Source organism: Candidatus Binatia bacterium (assembly GCA_026415395.1).
In the GTDB taxonomy this organism is placed as follows: domain Bacteria; phylum Desulfobacterota; class Binatia; order HRBIN30; family HRBIN30; genus HRBIN30.
Window position 1 is genome coordinate 175,178 of the sequence record JAOAHD010000010.1, and the last position, 24,804, is coordinate 199,981.

Annotated in this window: 22 protein-coding genes and 2 tRNA genes; 5 read left to right on the forward strand and 19 right to left on the reverse strand. The window is 60.0% G+C overall.

The window, feature by feature from the left end; all coding sequences use genetic code 11:
- The first annotated feature begins 77 nt into the window (after window positions 1-77).
- Window positions 78-3,668, forward strand: a complete 3,591-nt coding sequence (gene nifJ / locus N3C12_11015; GenBank protein MCX8072969.1) for a pyruvate:ferredoxin (flavodoxin) oxidoreductase — start codon at window positions 78-80, stop codon at window positions 3,666-3,668.
- Window positions 3,665-4,660, forward strand: a complete 996-nt coding sequence (locus N3C12_11020; protein ID MCX8072970.1) for a dihydroorotate dehydrogenase-like protein — start codon at window positions 3,665-3,667, stop codon at window positions 4,658-4,660. The genes nifJ and N3C12_11020 overlap by 4 nt, the downstream gene beginning before the upstream one ends.
- Before the next feature lie 31 nt (window positions 4,661-4,691).
- Here the strand turns inward: N3C12_11020 and N3C12_11025 are convergent, their stop codons facing one another.
- The 15 genes from N3C12_11025 to N3C12_11095 all read right to left on the reverse strand — a co-directional run bounded on the left by N3C12_11025 (window position 4,692) and on the right by N3C12_11095 (window position 18,764).
- Window positions 4,692-6,782 carry an adenylate/guanylate cyclase domain-containing protein gene (locus N3C12_11025; GenBank protein MCX8072971.1) on the reverse strand — a complete coding sequence of 697 codons (2,091 nt, stop codon included), beginning with the start codon at window positions 6,780-6,782 and terminating at the stop codon, window positions 4,692-4,694.
- A gap of 48 nt (window positions 6,783-6,830) precedes the next feature.
- Window positions 6,831-8,228: a class II fumarate hydratase gene (locus N3C12_11030; GenBank protein MCX8072972.1), complete on the reverse strand. Its 1,398-nt coding sequence runs from the start codon at window positions 8,226-8,228 to the stop codon at window positions 6,831-6,833.
- Between the two features lie 17 nt (window positions 8,229-8,245).
- On the reverse strand, window positions 8,246-8,776 hold the full coding sequence (locus N3C12_11035) for an adenine phosphoribosyltransferase (protein ID MCX8072973.1): 531 nt from the start codon (window positions 8,774-8,776) through the stop codon (window positions 8,246-8,248).
- Between the two features lie 47 nt (window positions 8,777-8,823).
- A complete protein-coding gene (locus N3C12_11040; protein ID MCX8072974.1) occupies window positions 8,824-9,576 on the reverse strand; it encodes a M23 family metallopeptidase in 753 nt (250 codons plus the stop codon).
- A gap of 148 nt (window positions 9,577-9,724) precedes the next feature.
- On the reverse strand, window positions 9,725-10,474 hold the full coding sequence (gene surE / locus N3C12_11045) for a 5'/3'-nucleotidase SurE (protein MCX8072975.1): 750 nt from the start codon (window positions 10,472-10,474) through the stop codon (window positions 9,725-9,727).
- A 63-nt stretch (window positions 10,475-10,537) separates the two neighbouring features.
- Window positions 10,538-10,611, reverse strand: a tRNA-Pro gene (locus N3C12_11050).
- A 78-nt stretch (window positions 10,612-10,689) separates the two neighbouring features.
- Window positions 10,690-10,998, reverse strand: coding sequence for a hypothetical protein (locus N3C12_11055; GenBank protein MCX8072976.1), 309 nt, complete (start codon window positions 10,996-10,998; stop codon window positions 10,690-10,692).
- A 140-nt stretch (window positions 10,999-11,138) separates the two neighbouring features.
- Window positions 11,139-11,462, reverse strand: a complete 324-nt coding sequence (locus N3C12_11060; protein ID MCX8072977.1) for an integration host factor subunit alpha — start codon at window positions 11,460-11,462, stop codon at window positions 11,139-11,141.
- A gap of 30 nt (window positions 11,463-11,492) precedes the next feature.
- A complete protein-coding gene (gene pheT / locus N3C12_11065; GenBank protein ID MCX8072978.1) occupies window positions 11,493-13,895 on the reverse strand; it encodes a phenylalanine--tRNA ligase subunit beta in 2,403 nt (800 codons plus the stop codon).
- A 12-nt stretch (window positions 13,896-13,907) separates the two neighbouring features.
- Window positions 13,908-14,933: a phenylalanine--tRNA ligase subunit alpha gene (gene pheS / locus N3C12_11070; GenBank protein MCX8072979.1), complete on the reverse strand. Its 1,026-nt coding sequence runs from the start codon at window positions 14,931-14,933 to the stop codon at window positions 13,908-13,910.
- A 93-nt stretch (window positions 14,934-15,026) separates the two neighbouring features.
- On the reverse strand, window positions 15,027-15,389 hold the full coding sequence (gene rplT / locus N3C12_11075; GenBank protein MCX8072980.1) for a 50S ribosomal protein L20: 363 nt from the start codon (window positions 15,387-15,389) through the stop codon (window positions 15,027-15,029).
- Between the two features lie 67 nt (window positions 15,390-15,456).
- Window positions 15,457-15,654, reverse strand: coding sequence for a 50S ribosomal protein L35 (gene rpmI, locus N3C12_11080; protein ID MCX8072981.1), 198 nt, complete (start codon window positions 15,652-15,654; stop codon window positions 15,457-15,459).
- A gap of 24 nt (window positions 15,655-15,678) precedes the next feature.
- Window positions 15,679-17,583, reverse strand: coding sequence for a threonine--tRNA ligase (thrS, locus tag N3C12_11085; protein MCX8072982.1), 1,905 nt, complete (start codon window positions 17,581-17,583; stop codon window positions 15,679-15,681).
- A gap of 40 nt (window positions 17,584-17,623) precedes the next feature.
- Window positions 17,624-17,695 (reverse strand) — tRNA-Val (locus N3C12_11090).
- Between the two features lie 523 nt (window positions 17,696-18,218).
- On the reverse strand, window positions 18,219-18,764 hold the full coding sequence (locus N3C12_11095; GenBank protein ID MCX8072983.1) for a shikimate kinase: 546 nt from the start codon (window positions 18,762-18,764) through the stop codon (window positions 18,219-18,221).
- A gap of 53 nt (window positions 18,765-18,817) precedes the next feature.
- Here N3C12_11095 and N3C12_11100 point away from each other — a divergent pair, with 53 nt between their 5' ends.
- Complete coding sequence (locus tag N3C12_11100) at window positions 18,818-19,894, forward strand: AI-2E family transporter (protein ID MCX8072984.1); 1,077 nt, start codon at window positions 18,818-18,820, stop codon at window positions 19,892-19,894.
- On the opposite strand, the gene N3C12_11105 is transcribed toward N3C12_11100, so the two are convergent.
- A complete protein-coding gene (locus N3C12_11105) occupies window positions 19,891-20,883 on the reverse strand; it encodes a nitronate monooxygenase (GenBank protein MCX8072985.1) in 993 nt (330 codons plus the stop codon). The genes N3C12_11100 and N3C12_11105 overlap by 4 nt on opposite strands.
- Before the next feature lie 265 nt (window positions 20,884-21,148).
- On the reverse strand, window positions 21,149-21,970 hold the full coding sequence (locus N3C12_11110; GenBank protein MCX8072986.1) for a DsbA family protein: 822 nt from the start codon (window positions 21,968-21,970) through the stop codon (window positions 21,149-21,151).
- Between the two features lie 212 nt (window positions 21,971-22,182).
- On the opposite strand from N3C12_11110, the gene N3C12_11115 reads away from it, so the two are divergent.
- Entirely contained in the window at window positions 22,183-22,635 is a 453-nt protein-coding gene (locus N3C12_11115; protein MCX8072987.1) for a methylglyoxal synthase, read from the forward strand.
- Window positions 22,636-22,742: 107 nt separating this feature from the next.
- Window positions 22,743-23,390 carry a peroxiredoxin gene (locus N3C12_11120; GenBank protein ID MCX8072988.1) on the forward strand — a complete coding sequence of 216 codons (648 nt, stop codon included), beginning with the start codon at window positions 22,743-22,745 and terminating at the stop codon, window positions 23,388-23,390.
- 67 nt (window positions 23,391-23,457) lie between these two features.
- On the opposite strand, the gene N3C12_11125 is transcribed toward N3C12_11120, so the two are convergent.
- A complete protein-coding gene (locus N3C12_11125; protein ID MCX8072989.1) occupies window positions 23,458-24,441 on the reverse strand; it encodes an MBL fold metallo-hydrolase in 984 nt (327 codons plus the stop codon).
- A 29-nt stretch (window positions 24,442-24,470) separates the two neighbouring features.
- The gene (locus N3C12_11130; protein ID MCX8072990.1) at window positions 24,471-24,683 is read right to left on the reverse strand and encodes a dodecin family protein; all 213 of its coding nucleotides are present in this window, start codon (window positions 24,681-24,683) and stop codon (window positions 24,471-24,473) included.
- Window positions 24,684-24,804: the final 121 nt, after the last annotated feature.

Here is a 24,804-nt window from a genome sequence, read left to right on the forward strand (position 1 = left end):
AGGGACACACTCTCCGGCGCGATTCGCAAGACACAACGGGGCTTGGCAGGGCTGCGGTTATGAGGAAGGACTACGCCATGACCAAAGCCACCCAATCGATAGCAACCATGGACGGCAACGAGGCCGTTGCCTCCGTTGCCTACCGGCTTAGCGAGGTGATCGCAATTTATCCGATCACGCCCGCCTCGCCCATGGGCGAGTGGGCAGACGAGTGGGCAGCCAAAGGCCGAACAAATCTTTGGGGTGCCGTGCCGCGCGTGATCGAGCTGCAATCCGAGGCTGGGGCAATCGCGGCGATTCACGGGGCAATCCAAACCGGGACGTTGGCCACAAGTTTCACAGCTTCACAGGGGTTGCTGCTGATGATCCCGGACATGTTCAAAATAGCGGGAGAACTGACTCCCTTTTGCCTGCATGTCGCTGCGCGCACCGTCGCCACCCACGCTCTTTCGATCTTTGGTGATCACTCAGACGTGATGGCTTGCCGCGCAACCGGGTTTGCCTTGCTGTGTAGCTCCTCGGTACAGGAAGCGCAGGATCTGGCCTGCATCGCCCATTGCGCCACCTTAGAGAGCCGGATTCCGTTCCTCCACTTTTTTGATGGCTTTCGCACTTCCCATGAAATCGCCAAAATTTATGTGCTGAGCGACGACGACCTGCGGGCACTGGTCCCAGACGGTGCCATCGCAGCCCACCGAGCTCGCGCCCTAACGCCCGACCGACCTGTACTTCGCGGCTCCGCGCACAACCCCGACACGTACTTTCAGGCCCGCGAAGCCGTGAACCCATTCTACGACGGCCTGCCCAACGTGCTGGAAAGCGTGATGGCCCGATTCGCGGCCCGAACTGGCCGCAACTACAGGTTGTATGACTATTACGGGCACCCGGAGGCAGAGCGCGTGATCGTGGCCATGGGCTCTGCCTGCGAAACAGCTTCAGAGGTTGTCGACCGATTCACCGCGAGGGGGGAACGCGTGGGTCTAATGCGCGTGCGCCTCTTTCGACCTTTTTCCGCCCTGGCGTTTTTGCGCTCCCTGCCGAAGACTGTGCGCGCGATCGCCGTACTCGATCGCACAAAGGAGCCCGGCGCCGGCGGCGAGCCCCTGTACCAAGAAGTTGCCACCGCACTGGTGGACCACTGGACGACCGAGTTTCCTTCGCAGCCGCTCCCTTCGCTGACGGGGGGACGATACGGGCTTGCGTCCAAAGAGTTTACGCCAGAGATGGTCCAGTCCGTCTTCGCCGAGATGCGCCAGGAGCCACATCGGAAACGCTTCACCGTGGGGATCGTGGACGACGTCACCCATCTTTCCCTGCCCGTGAGCGAACAGCCGGAGCCGGAGCCCCAACACGTCTGGCGCGGCGTGTTTTACGGCCTCGGGTCGGATGGAACCGTAAGCGCCAACAAGAATTCGGTGAAAATCATCGGCGAACGAACGCCGCTCTTCGTGCAAGCCTACTTCGTTTATGACTCAAAAAAGGCTGGCTCGGTTACGGTTTCGCATTTGCGTTTCTCGCCACAACCAATTCGCTCGGCCTACCTAATCCGTGAAGCCAACTTTGTTGCCTGCCATCGTTTTTCTCTGCTCGATCGCCAAAACCTTCTCGAAGTTGCCGCGCCGGGCGCCACGGTATTGTTAAACGCGCCCTTTCGGCCTGACGAGGTGTGGAACGAGCTCCCTCGGGAAGTTCAGGACATCGTACTGGAACGCCAACTACGAGTTTTCACTGTCGACGCCCAGGCACTCGCGAACCGCTTCGGACTTGGGGGGCGTATCAACACGATCATGCAAATTTGTTTCTTCAAATTGACGAACCTGCTTACTTTTGAAGAGGCATTCGAGGCCATACAGCAGGCAATCTTCGAAACCTATGGCCGCTTCGGCGACAGCATCGCCACACGCAACGTGAGCGCGGTCCGTGCAGCCGTGGATCAATTGCATGCAGTTCCCGTCGGCGAGGAGAATAGTAAGCGCCGTTGCCAAGCACCGAACGTGGAGGACCCCCGGCCATTTGTCCGGCGTGTTACTGCTGCCCTCCTTGCCGGCTTGGGGAATCGGTTGCCCGTTAGCGCATTTCCGGTCGACGGCACTTGGCCCACGGGTACAGCGAAATGGGAGAAGCGGAACATCGCGCTTGAAATTCCGGCTTGGGACCCGCAGGTCTGCATTCAATGCAACAAATGCGCGTTGGCTTGCCCGCACGCGGCAATTCGCGCCAAGGTCTATCCGAGCGAGGCCCTCGAAAAAGCGCCGCCCAGCTTCCTGTCCGTGCCTTACAAGGGGCACGATTTCCCGGGGTGGCACTATACGATTCAAGTTGCACCCGAAGACTGCACAGGTTGCCGACTTTGCTATGCAATCTGTCCCGCGAAAGATCGCAGCAACCCGCGGCACAAGGCATTGGAAATGGTGCCGCAGCTCAGCCGCCATGCGGAAGAACGCAACAACTACGACTTCTTCTTGTCCCTGCCCGATCCTGACCGCACCACACTGCAGATCGATATCAAAACTTCACAGTTTTTAGAGCCCCTGTTCGAGTATTCTGGCGCCTGTGCGGGTTGCGGAGAAACGCCGTACATCAAGCTTCTCACCCAGCTTTTTGGCGATCGCCTCCTGATTGCCAATGCAACAGGTTGCTCCTCCATTTACGGCGGCAACCTCCCAACCACCCCGTACACCGTCAACCCCGACGGCAGAGGCCCAGCATGGTCAAACTCGCTGTTCGAAGACAACGCCGAGTTCGCGCTCGGCATGCGGCTTGCGCTCGACCACCTGGCCGACTACGCACGCCTGCTCTTGCGCCAACTCGCCACGGCCGTTGGGCACGAGCTCGCCGACGCGATCTTACACGCCAAACAGAGCACCGAGGCAGACATTGCAGAGCAAAGGTTTCGGGTGAGCGAACTTCGTCGCCGATTGGCGCAGCGCCCGGAACCTGCAGCCAAGACTCTCAGCGAGCTTGCCGACTATCTGGTGCGAAAAACGGTCTGGGCCGTTGGCGGTGACGGCTGGGCATACGACATCGGCTTTGGCGGCCTGGACCACGTGCTCGCATCGGGCGCTGATGTGAACATCCTGGTTCTCGACACCGAAGTATATTCAAATACCGGCGGGCAGCAATCCAAAGCCACCCCGCTCGGCGCCGCAGCGAAATTTGCCATCGCGGGCAAGTCGACCCCTAAGAAGGACCTCGGAATGATCGCTATGGCGTACGGCCATGTGTACGTCGCGCGCCTGGCATTCGCCGCGCGGGATCAGCACACCCTGCGCGCGTTTTTAGAAGCCGAATCGTACGCGGGCCCCTCATTGCTCATCGCATACAGTCACTGCATTGCTCATGGCTACGACCTGGCCTACGCCGGCGAGCAGCAGCGTCGTGCTGTGCAATCCGGATACTGGCCCATTTACCGGTTCGACCCCCGCCGCATCCCCCGCGGGGAAAACCCACTGCAGATCGACATGCCGGAGCCGCGCCTCCCCCTGCACGAATTTACCTACCAGGAGACGCGCTTCCGCATGGTCGAGCAACTCGACCGCGAGCGCTTCCGCAATCTCCTACAGCGTGAGCAAGAAGAAATTATGCAACGCTTCCGACTCTACGAGCAAATCGCCCGAATCAAGGTGCCGCAATTCAACGCTCAGGAGCCTACAGGAGGGCATTCATGATCGAGCTACGTACGAACTACTTAGGGATCTCCCTCGAACACCCGATTATGCCAGGCGCGTCCCCGTTGGTGGACGATCTCGACACCGTTCGCCGACTCGAGGATGCTGGTGCAGCCGCAATCGTGATGCATTCGCTATTCGAGGAACAGATCGAGCTCGAGGAGCAAGGTACCGTGTGGAGCATGGAAGGTCACGCGGAGGCTTATGCGGAAGCGTTGTCTTACTTTCCGCGTCCTGACGTGTTTGCCCTAGGCCCCGACCAGTACCTCGAACAAATCCGCCGCATTAAGGCAGCCGTGAACATCCCGGTGATTGCCTCGCTCAACGGTGTCACGCCAGCGGGCTGGTTGCGGTACGGCGAACTGATCGAGCAGGCGGGGGCAGACGCCCTGGAACTCAACATTTACCACGTGCCCACCGATCCAATGGAGACGGCCGAAGCCGTGGAGCGCCGCGTGCTCGATGTGCTCCACGCGCTACGGCAGCGCACGAGAATCCCAATCGCGGTGAAACTCTCCCCCTTTTACTCTGCGCTAGCCTCGTTCGCGAATCGGCTAGCCCAGTCTGGTGCACAGGGACTCGTGCTGTTCAATCGCTTTTACGAACCGGACTTTGACATCGAAGCACTGGAGGTCGTGCCGCGACTACGCCTCTCGGAGCCAGGGGAGTTGCTCTTACGTCTGCACTGGCTGGCGATTTTACGACCCCAGATCCATGTCTCCCTCGCCGCGACCGGAGGAGTCCACTCGGCTACCGACGCAATCAAGGCCCTGATGGCCGGCGCCGATGTTGTCCAACTCGTCTCCTGCCTCCTGCAATTCGGGCCGCAGTATTTGACCAAGATCCTGCGCGATGTGCAGCGCTGGATGCAGGAACATGGCTACTCGTCCGTTGGCGAACTGCGGGGCTGCCTCAGTTTGGCGCGCTGTCCAAACCCTTCTGCGTTCGAGCGCGGCAACTACATGCGGCTCCTGCAAACGTGGTCCTACTAGAGGCTGTGTTCCAACTCCTGGATCTGTCCGGTTATTTCTCGTCGAGCTCCGTGATTGCCGCCCACTCGCGCGGGCGGTTTTGCAGCAATGCCCGGCAGCGGAGCAAAAAGAATCGGGCCGCTGGATCGCTCGTAGGCCCATTGGCCAGCAGGGCGAACTCCTCTGCGGCTCGCTGGAACTCGCCCCGCCGGTAGGCGCTCAACGCAAGCTCGAATTGACGGCAAGCCGCACGCTTTCCCTCGTCCAAGGCCGCCTCACCTTCGGCCATGAGCTCGAAGATACGAACCGGTTGTTCGCGCCCTTTAACGCGAACGGTGTCGATTTCGCGAATCAGAAACTGATCTCCTAGAGCCTGTGCTGTCGCCTCCGTGAGGAGGATGCGCGTCCCGTAGATCTTGTTCAGCCCTTCCAGTCGTGCAGCGAGGTTGACGTTATCTCCGACTACCGTGAGGCTCAAATGCTCCGTGGAACCCATGTTTCCGAACACCACCGGTCCAGAGTTGATGCCGATCCGCACCTGTAGCTCGGGCCAGCCCTTTGATCGCCACTTCGCACGCAGGTGTTGCACGCGATCCTGCATCGCCAATGCGGCGCGGCAGGCCTTGGCGGCGTGGTCGAGTTGCGGGAGCGGCACACCCCAAACGGCCATGACCCCATCCCCTATGTACTTGTCGAGCATGCCCTCGTGGGCAAATACAACGTCGGTCATTGCGCCGAGATAGGAGTTCAGCAACACAACGAGCACCTCTGGTGCTAGTTGCTCCGACAGGGACGTGAAGTCCTTCACGTCGGAGAACAGCACCGAGCACTCGACCTTTTCTCCTCCCAGTTTCAAACGCTCCGGATGCTCGCTCACCAACTGCGCGGCCGCAGGACTCAAATACAACTCCAGTGCGCGGCGGATTTTACGCCGCTCTCGCTCTTCCCAAAGATACCGGTGTACAGTTCCAGAGATCAGTGCGAGCACGGCCGCGAGCGTGGGCCAGAGCACCGGCACCACCAAGCCGTGTCGGCGCAAAAGCACCTCGCAACCCAGCCCGTAAAGGCCAACGATCGACACCGCGGTGAGCGCCCCCGTCAAGCCGCGCAGACGCACCACGAGCCATCCAATCATCGAAGCGAGCGCCAACCACGCCAGGGCCTCCGCCAATCCGCCCCACCAGGGGTCGATCAGAAAACGATTTTGGAGAACGTTGTCGATGACATTGGCGTGGATCTCCACGCCAGGAAACGCGGGGTCGAAGGGCGTGACCCTCTGGTCGTATACTCCCGTGGCAGTCACCCCGACGAGCACGATTTTGTCCCGAAGCCCGTCAGGCGCCACTCGGTCCCGCAGCAAGTCGGCTGCGGAAATATGCGGAAAGGTTTGCCCCGCACCCCGAAAATCGATTCGTAACGCCCCCATCCGATCCACAGGCAAGCGTTGATTTCCAAGCGCCAGCTCCGCCACACCGGTGCCATTCACCTGCACACGCGCACGGCGGCCGGTTGCTTGCCGAAGCGCGGCAATCGAGAGCGGTGGCACAAGCTGATCCCCATAACGGACAACCAAAGCGGCACGCCGGATCGTGCCGTCTCCGTCAGGGATCAGATTGAAGTAACCAAGATCCTTGGCTGTACGAGTCAAGGGTAGGAGGTTCGGGGTGAGCGTTGGTATTTGCACGCCGCGCGGGGGCAAGCGTTCTAAGCCTAATGGGCTCTGCACCCGAACGAAATCATAGGGGCGAACCAACTCAGAAAGTGCCGAAGGGGCGGGCCGTTCGAAGTCAAAGAAGTAACCGAGCACAAACAGCGGCGATTCCGCCAGTGCTTGAACCAACGCGCCGTCCTCTGCCTCACCGCCGGGATGCAGCGAAGGTTCCGACTGCACAATGTCGATAGCCACGACCCGCGGATTGGCTGCAGCAATTTTTCGGAGCAATGTTGCCACAACGTTCCGTGGCCATGGCCATCGCCCTAACTGCTCGATGCTGGCATCATCGATGGCAACAATGCGGATATCCGGGTGGGGCGGGCCTCCGCCTCCGCGGGCATTCAGGCGGTAGTCGGTAATTCTCTCTTCGAGCAAACCGAGCTGCCCGCATCCAGCGATTCTCACTGCCGCCAGCGCTAAGGCTGTCAAGAGACTTGCCCAAAAAGCACCGAACTTTCCTCGCAACATCACCGACCGTCACAGCCGGCCGCCGCGGGTCATCCGCTCCAAGTCTAGGAGTTCGTCCACTTCAGCCGAGCTCAGCTTGCCCTCCGCCAACAAGACCTCGCGAATCGACGCATTACGCTCCAGGGCGATCTTGTACAGGCGCGCCGCCTCGTCGTACCCAATGCGCGGCGCAATCACAGTGATGAGAGCCAGCGACTGCTCTGCATGCTCGTGGCAACGCCCGCGGTTTGCCTGGATGCCGCGCACACACTTCTCGGCAAGCAACGCTGCTGCGTTCCCGAGAAGTTCCAAACTTTCGAGCAGGGCATACGCAATGATTGGCATCATTGTGTTCAGTTCGAGATTGCCGTTCACCCCAGACACCGCAATCGTCACATCGTTCCCAAGTAGCCGCGCGCACACCATGTTCACCGCCTCCGGAATGACGGGGTTGACCTTGCCCGGCATGATACTCGAGCCAGGCTGAATCGCGGGCAGCTCGATTTCCGCGAGGCCCGTGCGTGGTCCGGAGGCGAGCAGGCGCAGGTCGTTGCAAATCTTCATGAGTCCCACCGCCACCGTGCGAATTGCCCCTGAAAGCTCCACCGCCGCGTCGCGCTGCTGCAAAGCCTCGAACGGGTTCTTCGCCTCGGAGAACATCAGCCCTGTAAGCTGCCGCAGTTCGGTGATAACTCGCCGCCGAAACTCGGGATGAGCATTGAGACCCGTGCCTACTGCAGTGCCCCCGATGGCAAGCTCGGCAATGTGTGGCCGCGTATTTTCCAAGCGGCCGATCCCGTGGCGGATTGTGCTTGCGTAACCGGAAAACTCCTGCCCGAGGGTCAAGGGCACCGCGTCTTGCAAATGGGTGCGTCCCGCCTTGACCACGGAGGCAAACTCCTCCGCCTTTTGCTCGAATGCAGCGGCTAATTCACGCAAGGCTGGTAGGGTGTGGCGCTCGAGCGCATCCAAGGCCGCCACGTGGATCGCTGTTGGAAACACGTCGTTGGAACTCTGGCAAAGGTTCACGTGGTCGTTCGGATGCACTGCCTCGCGATCTGCGCGGCTGCGCCCCAAGAGCTCGCGGGCACGCGTAGCAATCACCTCATTCGCGTTCATGTGAGTGGAAGTTCCCGAGCCCGTTTGAAAAACATCGAGAACAAATTCCTTATCCAGCTTGCCCTCGGCGACTTCCAGGGCCGCGCGTTCGATGGCTTCGCCTAGGGGGCGGGGAAGCAGTTGGAGGCTGGTATTCACGCGCGCGGCTGCTGCCTTGATTAGGCCAAGCGCCCAAATGAAGCGGCGGGGAAAACGCAACGCAGAGATCTGAAACGCCTGCCGAGCACGCTCCGTCGAGGCGCCGTAGTAGGCGTCCTCGGGAACCGTAACTTCTCCCATGGAGTCGCGTTCCCTACGCACGTCTGCCATCGCTTTCAGCCCGCCGTTCAGTACTGGATCAACGACAACACCCTGCGGGGAGCCAATCGCTCACGGCCACCGAGTGCCGTCAGCTCGATCACAAATGCACATGCGACCACTTCACCACCAAGGCGCTCCACCAACTCGCAAGCCGCACTCGCCGTGCCGCCAGTGGCCAACAAGTCATCCACGATCAACACCCGCGTCGGGCTGCCAAACGCATCCCGATGGATCTCAAGGGCGTCCGTCCCGTATTCCAGCTCGTAGGCGGCGCGGATTTTCTCAGCCGGAAGCTTGCCCGGCTTTCTTACCACCGCCAGTCCAGCACGCAAAGCGTACGCCACGGCGGCGCCAAAAATAAACCCTCGCGACTCGATCCCGAGCACCATGTCCACCGCCCCGGCGTAAGGGGCGGCGAGACAGTCCACCGCCGTGTGGAAAGCAGGCCCGTGAGCCAGCAGCGGCGTCACATCGCGGAAGATGATGCCAGGCTTGGGAAAGTTTGGAACGTCACGAATCCACTTGCGGAGGTCCGCAACAGTGAGTTCACCGGTCATATGGAATCGTCTCTACCAGAACGCATTCCATGCCAACAAGCACGCGGCTAACCGCCCCATGCCTGCGTGCGCCGAGGTTCTACTAAAGGTGCTCGAGGCAAGAGTAGCAACGGGTCGAGAAGAGCGTTGTCGTGCCGAACCTCGAAGTGCAAATTCGGGCCGGTGGCCTTTCCGGTCTCTCCCACCAGGGCAATCGTTTGTCCCTTGCGGACCTTTTGCCCCTCTCGCACCAGGTGCGCCTGGTTATGCGCGTAGAGCGTCACCAAACCGCCCTTGTGCGCGAGCATGATTGTCTTCCCATAACCGCGCAACTCGCCCGCAAAGATGACTTCCCCATCGGCCGCAGCCAACACCGGGCTTCCTGCCGGAGCGTGAATGTCCACGCCGGCATGGAACCCACTCTCCCGTTGGCCGTAGTACGAGGACAGCACCCCGTTCGGTACAGGCCAACGCAATTGCCCCTGCCAGCGTGCAAGCACCCAGCGAGCCGCAGCCTTCGGCAGAGGAGTTGCCAATCGACCGTTTGCCAGCCCGGCAGCGGAGGAAGAAACTCTCTTAGGGATTCGCAACTCTTGGCCCGCTTGAATGCAGTTCGGGTCGTCTAATCCGTTCACTCGAGCGAGCTCTGCAACGGACACGCCAAAGCGTGCCGAGATCGAAGACAACGTGTCTCCCGGCCGCACTCGATAAACAAGACTGGCGCCACTGCACCCGCAGGAGACCATCACTGCTACGACCAAGAGGCGAGCCGCCTTCGGATTCTTTACCGCTTCCACCCACGCACCAACACGGAACGCCATGGTACGTCCTAGCCGACTGTGTTCGGGGACGTACTTTGTACCTCTTTTGGGCACCCTTGTCCTGTGGAAAGTGACGGCGCCTGGGGCGGCGTCGAACGTTCGCAAGATATTGCCCGGGGCCGCTCAGCGCGTTCCGGCCACCGCCGCCTTACGGCCACGGCACCTGGAGGGTCGCAAGGCGCTGCAATGAAGCGTAATTCGTCAGGTCCAAGTGCAACGGCGTAATCGATATGTACCCAGCGTGGACCGCCGCGAAGTCAGTGCCTTCGGCGGCAACGTAGTTCAGTTCACCACCCCCGATCCAGTAATACTTCTTCCCCCTGGGATCGACCTTCTCCACGATTGCATCGCTGTAGCGCCGTTTTCCTTGGCGCGTCAGCAAGTAACCCTTAATTGATTGGGGAGGCCCCGGCGGCACGTTGACATTCAGTAGCGTGTCAGGAGGAAGGCCATGAGCCATCACCACCGCAGCCAAGGCCCGGCTAAATCCTGCGGCAGTGGTAAAATCAAAGTTGTCGTCGCCTAAAAGGGACACAGCGATCGCCGGCACGCCAAGCAACGTCGCCTCCATCGCTGCGGAAACGGTGCCCGAGTATGTCACGTCGTCACCGAGATTGGCACCGTGATTAATGCCCGACACAACTAAGCGCGGGCGTTCAGGCAGTACGGCATTCAGCGCCAGGTTAATGCAATCCGTCGGTGTTCCATCCACGCTGAACCGCCGCTCCGCCACCGGCTCGATCCGCAACGGCCGATGCAGGGTCAGGGCATGACTCACGGCGCTTTGATTGCGGTCCGGAGCGACCACCCACACCTCATCTAAAGTTTCCAGTGCAGCCACTAAGGCCTGCAATCCCGCTGCCGCGATTCCGTCGTCATTGCTCACTAAGATCGCCACGGCCGCAAGCTAACAACCTCTTCCGGATTGGGCAAACGAACGGTCGCAAATGCTCAGAAGGAATCGGGGCGGCGGGATTTGAACCCACGACCACTCGCACCCCAAGCGAGTGCGCTACCAGGCTGCGCTACGCCCCGATCAGCTCCACGGGCACCGATCGCTGCTTATTGTTGAGGACGCCAGCTTATAGCGAGCCGCGCCACACGTGCAAAGGCTCACCCAGAATTGTTTGCCAGTGATCGAGTGTCCAAGCCTCGAAATGGCAAACCTTCAGTCGCGCCCGCGAGTGCGGCAGTGCCGCGATCGGTGAGTCCCACAAGCCCCCGTTCCGAGTCGTACCAAATCCAGCGGGAACGGTAGAACACGTACAAAACTCTCCGGATTCCGGTCTCGGTTCCTGCCGTAATCTGAGTTAAGTCGCACACACGCAGTTGAGCCCGTGCTCCCCAAACAGCCCGGGCCAACAGAAGGGTTCGTGCAACCTCGCCAACCAAAGAGGCAACTGTGCGCTCATGCTCCATCACGCGAAAGCTCCGTCTTTGACCTCCAGCAACGGCTGTGCCCAGTCGAGCAGCAGAGCACCCCGACACCAACTGCACGTTACGCCTTACCATGTTCGATTTTGTCAGCCCAAAGTCACGCTGTTGACGCTTAAAGGCGCTCCTCACGCGTGCTCAGCGGTGCGGGAGACCCCGGCTCTCGGCTGCCGATGATTCACGGCCCGCTTGAAAACGTTGCTTGGCTTGAAGGAGAGCACTTTGCGACCGCGGATGACGATTTCTTCGCCAGTTTGGGGATTCCGTCCGCGCCGGGGCCGCTTTTCGCGCACCGTAAAGTTCCCAAAACCGGAAATCTTTACCTTCTCCCCCTTCTCCAACTGTTCCTTGATCAGCTCGAACACAGCTTCGACAAGCTGCGCCCCTTCGTTGCGGGAGCAGTGCAAGCGCGCACAAACCCGGTCGATGATGTCCCCTTTGGTGAGGGTCACCGCTCCTCCCGCCCGCCTACGTCGTATAACTTACCGCAGGCGAACGTCGAGGCTTCCGACCAGCGCCTGCGTCAGCCGCTCGTGTGCCTCGTTGACCTCGACATCGGTTAACGTTCGTTCCGGCGAACGATACCAGACAGAGTACGTGAGGCTCTTGCATCCGGCCGGAATTGGAGGACCAGAGTACGCATCCACTAGCTCTGCATGTTCGACGATACACGCCGCTGCTCTCCATTGCCGGATAAAGTCGATGACGTCGCCCGCTTGGAACCCCTCGTCGACAACGATTGCCAAATCCCGCTTCACCGCCGGGAAACGCGGCAGCGCCTGAGGTGCAAAGCGCGCGCGACGATACTGGAGGCCAGATTCCAAGTCAAGTTCGAAGGCCCAGCAGGGAGAGGCGAGCTCATATCGCCGCTCCCAACGAGGATGCAACGCCCCAACCACGCCAAGGCGCCTGCCCTCAACAACAACGAACGCTGCTTGCCCCGGGTGGAATCCCACCGCTTCCTTGGCCTTGATAAACCTCGACTGGCGAACACCAAGGAACTCTAAAATGGTTTCGACGACACCCTTGATGTCGGCAAATTCGACGCGCCTTTTTCGCCACCCCAATCCGTGTTCCGCAAACTTCGGGCACACGACGCCGCCCACGTGTAGGCGTTCCTGATAAACCTCCGGGGCCTCGCACCAAAACACCTTACCCACGGTGAACAAGGGCACTGCCTCGATGTCTTGCGAAAGGTTATGCCGCACCGCCCGCACTAAACTGGATAGCAGACTCAAGCGCATCTCCCCGTCTTCATGCGCTAGGGGATTTCGCAACGCCACCGGTCTGCGGCCAGGAAACGGCCCGGGAAAGTCGGCATTTTCCTCTGCAGAGGCGAAGGCTAACGGTACAGCCTCGTGAAACCCGAGCGCTGCGCACAAGCGCCGCACTCCGCGCTGGACCCGCTCCAATGAACCAAGCCCCCGGCCCCCGAGCGGAGCAAGCGGCAACGTACTGGGCAAACGATCGTAGCCCAGCATTCTTGCAACTTCCTCGACAACGTCGATCTCGCGCTCCACATCCAGCCGATAGCTCGGCGGCGTAACGACAATGGTCCCGCGCGGCGCGGGAGAGACGTCAAAGCCCAGAGCCCGCAACGACGACATCACCTCTTGCCGGCTCACGGGAAGACCGAGCAGGTCCTGTACCCTGCTAACACGAACCGCAAGCGGCGCGGATTCATGGGGCCGCGGGTACACGTCGATGCGCCCGCTACTTCCCCGCGCAGAGCACAGCTCCACAAGGAGCGCTCCAGCACGGTCCGACGCCGTCGCGACGCCTTCAATATCCACTCCGCGCTCGAAACGGTATGAAGCCTCGCTCCTCAATCCCAAGCGCTTCGCAGTCCGGCGCACACACGCCGGAACAAACCAAGCACTTTCTAACAAAACCCTCTGGGTACTGTCGGTGACCTCACTCTCCGCTCCTCCCATAATCCCCGCTAACGCCACCGTCTTCCCGCCGCTTGTAATTAAGAGGTCACCAGGCTGAATGTGGCGAGCCACACCGTCGAGCGTGACAAACTCCTCAGCAATCTCAGCGTGGCGCACTGTAATTTCACGCGCTGGAAGGCGGTCGTAGTCGAAGGCATGCAGGGGTTGGCCCCGCTCCCACATTACGTAGTTGGTAATATCCACCACGTTATTCACCGGCCGAAGTCCCACAGCCTTCAAGCGGTAGCGAAGCCACAACGGCGATGGAGCCACGCGAACATTGGTGAAAACCCGGGCCACATAACGGTGACACGCCGCCTCCGGAGCTATTGTCACGTGCACCAGCTCAGCCGTCGAACTTCCCTGCTCCACAACGCGGATCCGCGGTCGGCGCATCCGCTCGCCGGTCAGCGCCGCAATTTCGCGCGCGATGCCAAGAATGCTCAGACAGTCCCCGCGGTTCGGTGTGACGGCAATCTCGAACACCGTGTCGCCGAGTTGGAGAGCATCAGCGACCGGCGTGCCCACCGGCACCGCCGCTGGCAGGATCACCGGGAGACGTTCATCACTGCCCAAGTCGAGGTCCGCCTCGGTACAGATCTTACCGTGTACGGTCCTACCCCCAACTTCGGTCGCCTCGACCCGCCCGCCTCCCGGTAGCCGCGCACCGGCCAATGCGACCACTACACGCTGCCCGACGCTGACCGGGGCAGAAGCAACCGCCGTGATGACTTGTTCAGCGCCTGCCGCCACCGTACACAACGTCCCTCCGACAGGCGCCTGGTCGGGCAACACGGCCACCACCTCACCCACGACAATCTGCTCCAACCCGGTCCCGAGGAGCTCGATATTCTCGACCTCAAGACCAGCCTGCGTCAGCCGATCCGCAACCACCTCAGGCGCGTGTGTCAGTTCCACGAATTCCTGCAACCAATTCCAACTGACCCGCATGGATTCGCTGTCTTAAATGAATTGGCGCAAGAAACGGATATCGTTGGTGGTAAAAGTGCGGATATCGGCGATTTGGTACTTGAGCATCGCTACCCGCTCCACCCCCAGGCCAAACGCAAAGCCCGACACTTTTTCGGGGTCATAGCCCACGGCCGCGAAGACATTCGGGTCGATGAGCCCTGCCCCCAGGATCTCTAGCCAACCGGAGCCCTTACACACACGACATTGCCGATCGCGTCCGCCACAGATCAAGCAAGCAATGTCCACTTCGGCACTCGGCTCCGTGAAAGGAAAAAAGCTAGCGCGAAAGCGTAGCTGGGTTTCCGCCCCAAACAGCTCACGCATCGCAAACGTGAGCACGCCCTTGAGGTCCGCCATGGACACACGCTCGTCCACCAAAAACCCTTCGATTTGGTGGAACATCGGGGAGTGAGTCAAATCGTCGTCGTGGCGGTACGTGGCTCCAGGAACAACCACGCGTAGGGGCGGCTGCCGCGATTCCATCACACGGATTTGCACGGGCGAGGTATGGGTGCGCAGAAGGTGCTCGCCACTCACAAAGAAGGTGTCCTGCATGTCACGCGCCGGGTGGTCGGGAGGAAAGTTCAAGGCAGTAAAGTTGTGATAATCATCTTCAATGTCCGGACCCGTAGCGACCTCGAATCCCAAGGCCACGAAAATATCGACAATTTCCTCGATGGTTTGGGTAACCGGATGCAAAGCACCCAGAATCCGTCGGCGGCCAGGGATCGTCACGTCCACCTGATCCCGAAGCAGCTTTTCTTGCTCTTCGGCGTCGCGGACGCGCTCTAACTGCGCGCGGATTTCTGCTTCCAGCGTACCCTTCACCGTGTTGAGCCTCGCCCCGAGCCGTGGCCGCTCATCGGGCGGCACGTCGCGAAGCGAACGCACGAGCGTGGTGATTTCGCCGTTTCGGCCAAGGAAGCGCACGCGCACCTGTTCCACCTCGGCGACAGACTTCGCCGCGCGCAGTGCTTCCAATGCTTCTTGATAAAGATGATCTAACCGCTCCAACATCGGCGAAGGACCCCACGCTCCCGCTGGTTGGCGCAAATCGCCCAACAGCGGTGAGCGCATGGTCGGAACCACTGCTCGGTGGAAGACCAGCAGCTAAGCGGCAGCTAGTGCACTCTTTGCCAAGGTGGCAAAGTGGCCAAATGCCTGCGGGTCAGACACGGCAAGGTCGGCCAGGACTTTCCGGTCCACCTCTACGCCGCTTTTCCCCAGGCCATGGATGAACTGACTATAGTTGAGGCCGTGCAAACGAGCGGCGGCATTGATGCGCGCAATCCACAAGCTGCGAAATTCGCGCTTGCGAACCTTGCGATCTCGATAGGCGTAACAGAGCCCGCGCTCCACAGTTTCTCTTGCTTGGCGGTATTGGCGACGGCGTCCACCAACATAGCCTTTGGCGAGCTTCATGATTTTCTTCCGCCGCCGTCTTGCTTTAAACCCTCGCTTTGCTCGCGGCATAGATGCTCTCCTTTTGACGAAGCCACCCTTGCTAACACCTGCCGCTACGGCTCACAAGAGCAGCAAGTTAGCATCCATAGGGCAAGAGCCGGCGAATTGCCTTTACGTTCGTGGCATCAACCAAAGTGGCTTGCCGCAAGCTTCGCTTTCGCTTCGGGCTCTTACTGGTCAAAATGTGGCGGTGGTAGGCCTTCCGGCGTTTGATCTTGCCCTTCGCCGTCACCTTGAACCTCTTCGCCGCGCCGCGATTCGTCTTTAACTTCATGCTCCTCTTGCTCCTTTTTTCCAGTTACAGCGGAAGCGGTGGAGCAGCCTCTCGTCGCAAACGAGCGGCAAACTCCTCCAACGTCACTGATGGTTCGGCACCTGCCTTCCGAATCCTTGGGGCTACCTTTGTTTCCTTAGCCTCACGATCGCCGACCACCAACAAGTAGGGAATTTTTGCCAGCTCCGCCTCCCGGATCTTGTACCCCAGTTTTTCGTTGCGGTCATCGAGCTCCACTCGCCAGCCCTCCGCCCGGAGTTTTTCCATCACCTCGCGACCGTACGCTTCCTGACGGTCTGTCAGCGTCAGTACACGCACCTGGACCGGTGCCAGCCATGCGGGTAAGTCGCCCCCCGTGTGTTCGAGCAACATGGCAATGAACCGCTCTAAGGAGCCCAACACAGCCCGGTGTAACATCACCGGGGTCGCTGGAGTACCAGCCGAAGTCGTATACTCCAGAGAAAAGCGCTCGGGCATTGCGCAATCGATTTGCACCGTGGCTAGCGTCCATGACCGCTCCAGAACATCATGCACGTCGAAGCCGATCTTTGGGCCGTAGAACGCGCCCTCCCCTGGTAGCGTCACCACTGGATAGCCCGTTCGCTCGGCAACCCGCATCAGGGCAGCTTCGGCGCGCTCCCAAAGTTCCACGCGACCGAGGAATTTCTCCGGTCTAGTCTGCACACTCACCCGCACATCGGTAAATCCGAACGCGTCATAGACCTCGCGGGTCATGGCAACAAAGTGGTCCAACTCCGCGTCCATCTGCTCCGGCGTGCAGAAAATGTGGGCATCGTCTTGCGCCATGGAACGAACACGGGTGAGACCGGTCAAAGTGCCTGAGGGTTCCAGGCGATGCAGGCGGCTGAAATCCGCAAAACGGACGGGCAAATCCCGGTAGGAATACTTGCGGGTTGCGTACAGGTAACAGTGCCCGGGGCAATTCATCGGTTTGATGCCGTACTCCTCATCCTCCACCCGGATGAGGAACATATCGTCGCGAAACGCGTCGTAGTGACCCGAAGTTTTCCACAGCTCAGTCTTGAAAATCAGCGGAGTGATTACCTCCGTGTAGCCGTAACGGCGGTACAGAGCGCGAATGAACTGTACGAGCAGATTGTAAACGACCGTGCCTTTTGGGTGGAAAAACGGCGATCCCGGGGAGATTGGGTGGAGCGAAAACAGGTCGAGCTGTTGGCCCAGCCGGCGGTGGTCGCGCTGACGGGCCTCCTCCAAGCGCTTAAGGTATGCCTCGAGCTGCTCCTGACTGGCCCACGCCGTGCCGTAAATCCGCTGCAGCATCTCGTTCCGTGCGTCACCACGCCAATACGCACCGGCAACACCGGTAAGCTTGACAGCTGGAATGCAACCCGTAGCCGGCACATGCGGCCCCCGGCAAAGATCAACGAATTCCCCTTGCCGGTAAACGGAAACCACTGGCTCCGGGATGCCTTCGATGATTTCTACCTTGTAGCGCTCCCCTTGACCACGGAAGAACTCGATGGCTTGTTCTTTCGGCCATTCCTCCCGTACGATCGGGTAGTTAGCCCGGACGATCTCCCGCATGACAGTTTCGATGCGCTCCAGGTCTTCGGGCGTGAACGACTCCTGACGGCTGAAGTCGTAGTAAAAACCATTCTCGATCACCGGCCCGATCGTCACCTGTGTCTCCGGGAAGAGCCGTTTTACGGCTTGCGCCATGAGGTGAGCGGAGGAGTGGCGAATGACCTCCAATCCCTCGGGGCTGTTGGCAGGAATCGGCTCAATCTTGCAATCCCCCGTCAATGGGCGGCTGAGATCGACAACCTGGTCGTTCACCTTAGCGGCGACCACGTCGGGGCCGCGCAAACCCTTGGCCTCGAGCGCCCGACCCGCAGGAGTGCCAGGCTCGAACTCCAACTCGCTCCCATCTGGATAGGTGACCTTCATGATCCAGCTTGGCTCAACGAAGATATTTCTCCGCCAAAAGTAGGCACGGGCGGGATCGAACCGCCGACCTCTTCCGCGTCAAGGAAGCGCTCTCCCACTGAGCTACGTGCCTTCGATCGCGCCCAGTTGCCAGTCGGCCCTAAGACCAAACCCACACAACTCGGGCGTGGCGGCAGTGCTACCAACCAACCGGACCGCCGTCAAGGAACTGCCCGTCGGTATGCTCCGAAGCCTACCAATGTGCTAGCGCGCTGTTAGACGGAGCGTGCAGTGAGCAGTGTCTCCTACGCCGAAACTCCAACGGCCCCTCAGCCCCTAGATGGAGTAGCAGCGCAGCCGTTGCCGAGTGTTCATTCAGCCTCTACCCCACGCCAGGCAGAGTCCGCCAACCATGGTCGGCGAATCGCCCATTCGTCAAGTGCCCACGTGTTCTAACACATGAGCTCGGCTTTGCGTCAGGTGATCGAGACGCAGCGCAGCACCGGCTTTACACACTGACGGCTCGGCATATAATGTTGGGGACCTAAACTGAGAAAAGGCCGCGATAGGCCATCGCGCCGGGCAAGTCCGCCGCGCTCCATAACCTCGACCGAGCAGATCCGTCCAAACGGGTCTGGCCGGGCGTGGATTTTCGTTCAATGCGGCTTCGCCAATAACACCCGTGCGACTCGTTCGGCGACTTCACTTGCGTCGTCACCATGGGCGTCAATCACCAAATCCGCGAAGCGCTCGTATAAGGGAACCCGCTCCGCATAGAGACTTTCTAGATCTTGCCCTGGTGCTCGCACGACGCCCCGCGCCGCTAAATCCAACCCGCGGCACCGCAGCACAGCAAGGTCTACCTTTAAATACAGCAGGATGCCGATCCGGCGCAGGTGGTCCACCGCGGGCAAGCTGTAAATCACGCTGCCTCCCGTGGCAATCACCCCCGCTCGGGTATGCAGATTCAGCACTACGGCTTCTTCTGCCCGGCGGAAGGCCTCGCGGCCCGCGGCCGCGAGCAACTCTCCGGGAGTACAGCCCACGCGACGCTCGAGCAGTAGATCCGTATCGACGAACCCGCGCCGCAGTCTCCGCGCCAGGAGCCGCCCAACCACGGTTTTCCCGGAGGCAGGCATGCCGATCAAAATAACATTCGCATCGAAAGAGGCTCCCGGGGCCATGGTCCTACCGCCGTTCATGCCAACGCGACTTGTTTGCGACTCAAAACCCGCGCTGGTACCTTCCTTCACAAATGACGCGCTCGCAGCTCTTTGCAGCATTCTTCTTTAGCGTCTTTCTCTTTCTTTTGTACCAACTCTACCGGATGTTCGAGGGGTTCCTCGCTCCGCTGGCATGGGCAGCCTTGTTGGCGCTGGTTTTTTACCCCGCCCAGCAGCGGTTTGTGCGCTGGTTTCGCGGCCGTGACGGTTGGGCTGCGTTCACGCTCACAACCCTAGTGATCGGTGGCGTAATTCTTCCTGGACTATTGCTGCTTGCTCTCGTCGCAAACGAATCCGTGTTGCTCTACCAGCGCATTGCGGCGGTCGTCAGCGAGGGGGGCATGAACCGCTGGTGGGTTTCCTTGCAGGATTCTTGGCTAGGGCACCTATGGGCATACGCGCGGCCTTTGCTGGCTCAGTGGAACATCGATTTGGGGAACATCGGCGTGAAAATCACAAACGCAGTGAGCGGGTTCCTGGTTACTCAAGCAACGGCCATCGCCAAAAACATCGTGGGTTTCCTCGTGGATTTTTTTCTTTGCACCGTCGCCCTTTTTTTCTTGCTCCGTGACGGAGAACGAATGCTGCGCGCGTTACGCGAACTGCTCCCCATGGAGCCACATCATCGCGACCTTGTCCTCGGCCGGTTCTCTGACGCGCTCACCGCCGTAGTCCAAGGCAGCCTGCTGACGGCAGCCGCGCAAGGAACGCTGGCTGGGATTAGCTATGTCGTCCTGGGCGTGCCGTTTGCCATCTTCTTGGGTTGCGCCACCGCCCTGTTGGCGCTCGTACCGATGGGAACCCCCCTCGCTTGGGGCAGCGTGGCGGTGTACCTGTTCGCGACTGGGCACCCAATCAAAGGTCTCATTCAAGTGCTCTGGGGGATTCTTATCGTCGGAACGATCGACAACGTGATTCGCCCCTGGGTCATCGGTGGCCGCACGCGGATTCCCACCATTTTTCTTTTCTTCGGGATCCTCGGCGGCCTGCAAGCTTACGGGTTTCTCGGCGTCTTCCTAGCTCCGGCGGTCATCGCACTCCTCGTGGGGTTCGTGCGGATCTACCGGGAAGAATATCGAAACAGCCAGGAGCCCGCGGCGGTCGACTAGCCAGTCGACCTGAGCCTCTCCCGTGGCACCCTGCGTGCCAATTGCACGAGCACCTCTTCTGCCTCTCGAACAATGTCGCGCACGACTTCGGCTGCCGGCTTGATGTCGCGAATGAGCCCGAGCCCCTGCCCGGCGGGCATGAACGTGCGTTCAGGGTCTGCCCCGCCAGCCACGCCCATATAGTCCATCACGCCCTCCTGAACAGAGCGTGCAACCTGCGCGGGGAACGGCAAGATCTCGTCCCGCCGTCGTTCCCAGCTCTCGTTGTACGGGTTGCGGATGGCGCGCGCCGGCTTGCCTGTGTAACAGCGGGTGCGGATTGTGTCCGACTCGCCGCTCCGCAGGATCGCCTCCCGGTACTCCGGAGCAGCTTGCGCTTCCGGGGTCGCGATGAACCGCGTGCCCATGATCACGCCTTGCGCCCCGAGGGCTAAAGCAGCCACCACTCCGCGCCCATCGGCGATTCCGCCAGCGGCAAGCACGGGGATGCGCACCGCATCGACCGTTTGGGGGACGAGCGCAAGCGTGCCTACCTCGCCCGTGTGCCCACCAGCTTCCGTCCCCTGCGCCGCGACCATGTCGGCACCGGCCTGCTCCGCCTTGATGGCATGCTCCACTTTCCCCGTCATGACGATGACCGTCATACCCCGCTCGTGCATCTCGGCAATGAACTCTCGAGGCACTGCCAAGCCAGCAACAAAAATTTTCACGTCCTCCTCGAAGATCACCCGCATCTGCGGCCGGATCATGTCGGGAATCGGCGCTAACAAATCGACAGCAAACGGCTTATCAGTGAGCTCCCGCACTTTGCGGATTTCACGGCGGAGCCCATCGGCGTCGAGCGTTGCAGCCCCCAGCACACCCAGCCCACCAGCATTGGAGACCGCCGCAACCAACCGATGCATCGAGACTCCGCCCATGCCGGCAAGGATGATCGGGTACTCAATGCCCAAACGGTCGCATACCTCTGTCCGCAGAATCGTTGTCATAATTTGCCTGCTACCCAAGAGCGGTCGCTAAAGGAAGTGGCAGTACCTCACTCCGAGGCGTAGCTCGAACAGCCCTGTACCCAGGCGATCAGTTTCAGGTTGTTTTCTTCGCAACAGAGAAACTGGTGCTTGGCCCTCACATCAAGTTCGACCACTTCGCACCGAGCCCATAACATCCAGATACGGTTCCTTGCCCGGCAGCCAAAATAAAGCGGGCAGTGTTCCGCACCGGAACACTGCCCGTATCCTCAGGCAAGTTCACCAACTACTTTGCCCGTGCAAGTTCGTCGTCAATGATGGCTTTAAACTGCTCGAACGGGTAGGCACCTTTCAGCGCGCGGCCGTTGATGATAAAACCCGGTGTTCCCTGGATGCCCAGAGACTGGGCTTCCGCCGCCTGCGCTTTCACCTTATCCAAGGTTTTCTTGTTGTCGTAGCAGTCGGTAAACTTCGCGATGTCGATGCCAGTGTCCTTCAGTGCCTCCAGAGTCTTGTCCTTAATGTTCTGCGGGTTGATATCCTTCTGATTCTCGAAGTAGTAGGAGTAGAGCTTCCAATACGCTTTTTCGTTTTGCTCCAGAGCGCATTCGACGGCAACGGCCGCGGGCTCCGCCCACGGGTGGAAATTCAATGGCAGGTTTTTGTAGTAGAACTTCACCTTGTCGCCGTATTCTTTCAAGACCTGGTTCTCGATGGTGTCGTAACCGCGCTTACAAAACGGGCATTGGAAGTCAGAGTATTCAACGATGGTCACCTTCGCGTTCTTGTTCCCCTTAAAGGGGCGTCCCTTCAAATCGATTTTCTGCATCACCGCCGCAAATGGATCTACCGTAAGATCCTCGAGCTCGCCGAAAACCACGTAACGCCCATCGTCCGAAAGCAGGAACGATACTTTTTGATTTCCCACTTGGATTGTGCCTGCCTTCGCGCCTTTGATCTTCGATGGGGTGAGCTCGCTCACGGTTACTTGTGCATTCGGCGGCACGTTCGCCTTGCGCTTGTAGTACTCGACAACTTTGCCGGCGTCCTGTGCGGCAGCCGCAGCACCCCAAAGCAGCAGGCAGCCGGTAGCCATCCACATCTTCATACGCTTCTCCTCCCGCGTGATAGTTTCGGGCCGGTTAGCATGGCCTCAACACCCACACAACCACGCATCCATGCCCAAGCCGTAGGGGCGACTCTTGCCCTGAACTTGTCTCAAACGCTCCGAGCTAAGAAATGTGCCGGTCTTCATTTCTCAACGCCGCGGAAACGATTCCTTCTTCGCAGGCTGCTAAAGCAAGGTTGCGGAGTACTGCCATGCCGACGATTTGGATGGAACCCCGGAAGCGGATTGCCCTCATCGCGCACGATAACTGCAAAGCAGACTTGCTCGACTGGGCGCGCTTTAACCGCGGCACGCTTGCTCAGCACGACCTTTACGCCACCGGAACTACCGGCGCGTTGCTGCAACGAGAGCTTGGGCTTGAGGTGTATCGGTTCCTCAGTGGGCCACTGGGAGGGGACCAACAAGTGGGCGCAGCAATCGCTGAAGGCCGACTGGACTTTGTCATTTTCTTCTGGGACCCCTTAGAACCCCAACCTCATGACGTGGATGTGAAGGCACTCCTCCGCATTGCCGTAGTGTACAATGTGCCAATTGCATGCAATCGGGCTAGTGCCGACTTTCTGCTGTCGAGCCCCCTAATGTCCGGAGCATATCCACGGCTGGTCCGAATCGAATCGCCGAGCAAGGCCATCGAGGGAGACTGACTCTGTTGCCTGCCCCATTTGCCTTCTGCAATAGTTTTGTGCCAAAGTCACTGCGCCTTTCGTGCGCAAAATCTAATTCCCTTCAGCACACAAGGAGGTGTTAACCGATGGAAACCCAAGCCGCACGTTCTCTGCCTCGGTTGAACGAGCCGGCGCCGGACTTCGAGGCGTTGTCCACGTTTGGACCGATCAAACTTTCCGACTTCCGCGGGAAGTGGGTGATCTTGTTTTCCCATCCGGCGGACTTCACTCCCGTTTGCACCACGGAGCTCACGGAGTTCGCCCGGCGGCATGAGGAGTTCAAAAAGCTCAACACGCAGTTGATTGGTCTCAGTATCGACAGCGTGTACTCGCACTTGGCGTGGATCCGGAACATGGAGCAACATTTCGGCGTGAAGATCGATTATCCCCTGATCGCCGATCTCGATATGAAGGTTGCTCAACTTTACGGAATGATCCACCCCGGTGCGAGTTCCACCGCTACTGTTCGGTGCGTGTTTTTCATCGACGACGAAGGCATCCTCCGCGCCATGATCTACTACCCGCTCACCAATGGCCGGAGCGTCGATGAAATCCTGCGTGTCCTCCAAGGGCTGCAGCTCAACAAAACCAAGGGCGTGGCAACACCCGAGGGATGGCGGCCGGGAGACAAGGTCATCGTCCCGGCACCGACTACGTTAAAAGCGGCTGAGGAGCGGGTAAAAGACTCGTCGGTCGAAGTGGTCGACTGGTACTTTGCCAAGAAGTCTCTGTGAACACGGAGCTGGCGAGGGGACGAGCGCCATCTGCTCGACCCCTCGCCCCGCCGCGACGCGGAGTCTTCTACTGCACAGCCCGGTACAAGCACCGCTCGCCTTCATCCTGGCGCACTACCCGTCCCTCTGCCTGCAAGTATTCGAGGTGCGCCAGCGCCTCGAACGTGGCTGGGAACTGAACTTGGAGCGGTGCCTTTTCATCGAACCCCCACGCCAAGCATGCAACCTCGTACGCTGTTCGTGCCTGCCCATGCACGGCGGCAAGCATCTCTCGCAGCCGGTAATCGTGATGCTGGAGGATCTGGCCCACACGACGCTTGAGGTCAGAAAAGGACCGCCCATGCGCGGGCAGCACTAGATCCACTGGCAGATTTTCGATCTTGCGGAGCGAGTTCAGGTAATCGCGCAAGGGGTTTTCGGGTCCGGCGGGGAATCGGCCGATGTGCGGAGTGATTTTCGGCAAAACGTGATCGCCGACGACGAGAACTCGCTCGCTCGGCAAGAAGAACACGCAGTGCCCTGCCGTGTGCCCTGGGGTGGCAATCACTTGAACCCGCCGATCTCCAAAGTCCAGGACCTGCCCATCGGCGAGCGGATTCGTCGGTAACGCTGGGCGATAAAACTCCGCCCAAAATTTCCCGACGGGAGGTACCGGTCCGAGCCGCTCCAAGGGAATCCCATGCCGCCGAAAGAACAGCAACGCCTCGGGGCTATGTTCCTCTCGTAAATAGTATTGCGCGGCCGTAGCCTCCGCAGGGTGCAAGTAAACGGAAGCGCCAGTTTCTTCGGCGATCGGGCGAGAGGCTCCAAAATGGTCCGGGTGATGGTGGGTGACTACCAGTGCTCGCAACATGTGGGGCTTGCAGCCAATCCATTCCCACTGCTGCTTCAGTGAACTCCAAGCCTCACGGGTATACATCCCCGAATCGAGCTGAACCCACTGATCACCCGCACGCAGCAAGGTGACATGGACGTGGCTCGGCTTCATCGGCAACGGAAGCGTAAGAAAAAACACTCCGGGAGCGACCTCCTGAGGACCCTCTGCCCGCATGACCGTCGGCTCCTCAGCGACCAACCTGATTATTCGTGCACGCGCTCCGTGACCACGAACGACAACTCAATCGTCACGTGCCACTGCGACACCAGGCCGTTCTCCACCACGCCCCGCACTTCCTTCACGCGAAAGCGACGCAGATTTTGAATGGTGACCGCTGCGCGGCCGATCGCCACGTTAACCGCTTCCTCGATGCTCGACGTGGACGTGCCCGTAAGTTCAATGGTTTTTTCCACCATGACTTTCCCCGTACACCAGCGACCAAGCCGAGAGCAACCAGGGCACCAACGCTCCTGCCGGCATGCAGTTTCAGGCCTTCCGTGCCCTTCACCGCGCGCCGGTTCTCGAACGCTCCACTTG

Bases quoted from the DNA above. Each gene is read 5' to 3' on its own strand.
- nifJ (MCX8072969.1), top strand. From the start codon at position 78: ATGACCAAAGCCACCCAATCGATAGCAACCATGGACGGCAACGAGGCC.
- N3C12_11020 (MCX8072970.1), top strand. From the start codon at position 3,665: ATGATCGAGCTACGTACGAACTACTTAGGGATCTCCCTCGAACACCCG.
- N3C12_11030 (MCX8072972.1), bottom strand. From the start codon at position 8,228: ATGGCAGACGTGCGTAGGGAACGCGACTCCATGGGAGAAGTTACGGTT.
- N3C12_11035 (MCX8072973.1), bottom strand. From the start codon at position 8,776: ATGACCGGTGAACTCACTGTTGCGGACCTCCGCAAGTGGATTCGTGAC.
- N3C12_11040 (MCX8072974.1), bottom strand. From the start codon at position 9,576: ATGGCGTTCCGTGTTGGTGCGTGGGTGGAAGCGGTAAAGAATCCGAAG.
- pheT (MCX8072978.1), bottom strand. From the start codon at position 13,895: ATGCGGGTCAGTTGGAATTGGTTGCAGGAATTCGTGGAACTGACACAC.
- pheS (MCX8072979.1), bottom strand. From the start codon at position 14,933: ATGTTGGAGCGGTTAGATCATCTTTATCAAGAAGCATTGGAAGCACTG.
- rplT (MCX8072980.1), bottom strand. From the start codon at position 15,389: ATGCCGCGAGCAAAGCGAGGGTTTAAAGCAAGACGGCGGCGGAAGAAA.
- rpmI (MCX8072981.1), bottom strand. From the start codon at position 15,654: ATGAAGTTAAAGACGAATCGCGGCGCGGCGAAGAGGTTCAAGGTGACG.
- thrS (MCX8072982.1), bottom strand. From the start codon at position 17,583: ATGAAGGTCACCTATCCAGATGGGAGCGAGTTGGAGTTCGAGCCTGGC.
- N3C12_11095 (MCX8072983.1), bottom strand. From the start codon at position 18,764: ATGAACGGCGGTAGGACCATGGCCCCGGGAGCCTCTTTCGATGCGAAT.
- N3C12_11100 (MCX8072984.1), top strand. From the start codon at position 18,818: ATGACGCGCTCGCAGCTCTTTGCAGCATTCTTCTTTAGCGTCTTTCTC.
- N3C12_11105 (MCX8072985.1), bottom strand. From the start codon at position 20,883: ATGACAACGATTCTGCGGACAGAGGTATGCGACCGTTTGGGCATTGAG.
- N3C12_11110 (MCX8072986.1), bottom strand. From the start codon at position 21,970: ATGAAGATGTGGATGGCTACCGGCTGCCTGCTGCTTTGGGGTGCTGCG.
- N3C12_11115 (MCX8072987.1), top strand. From the start codon at position 22,183: ATGCCGACGATTTGGATGGAACCCCGGAAGCGGATTGCCCTCATCGCG.
- N3C12_11120 (MCX8072988.1), top strand. From the start codon at position 22,743: ATGGAAACCCAAGCCGCACGTTCTCTGCCTCGGTTGAACGAGCCGGCG.
- N3C12_11125 (MCX8072989.1), bottom strand. From the start codon at position 24,441: ATGCGGGCAGAGGGTCCTCAGGAGGTCGCTCCCGGAGTGTTTTTTCTT.
- N3C12_11130 (MCX8072990.1), bottom strand. From the start codon at position 24,683: ATGGTGGAAAAAACCATTGAACTTACGGGCACGTCCACGTCGAGCATC.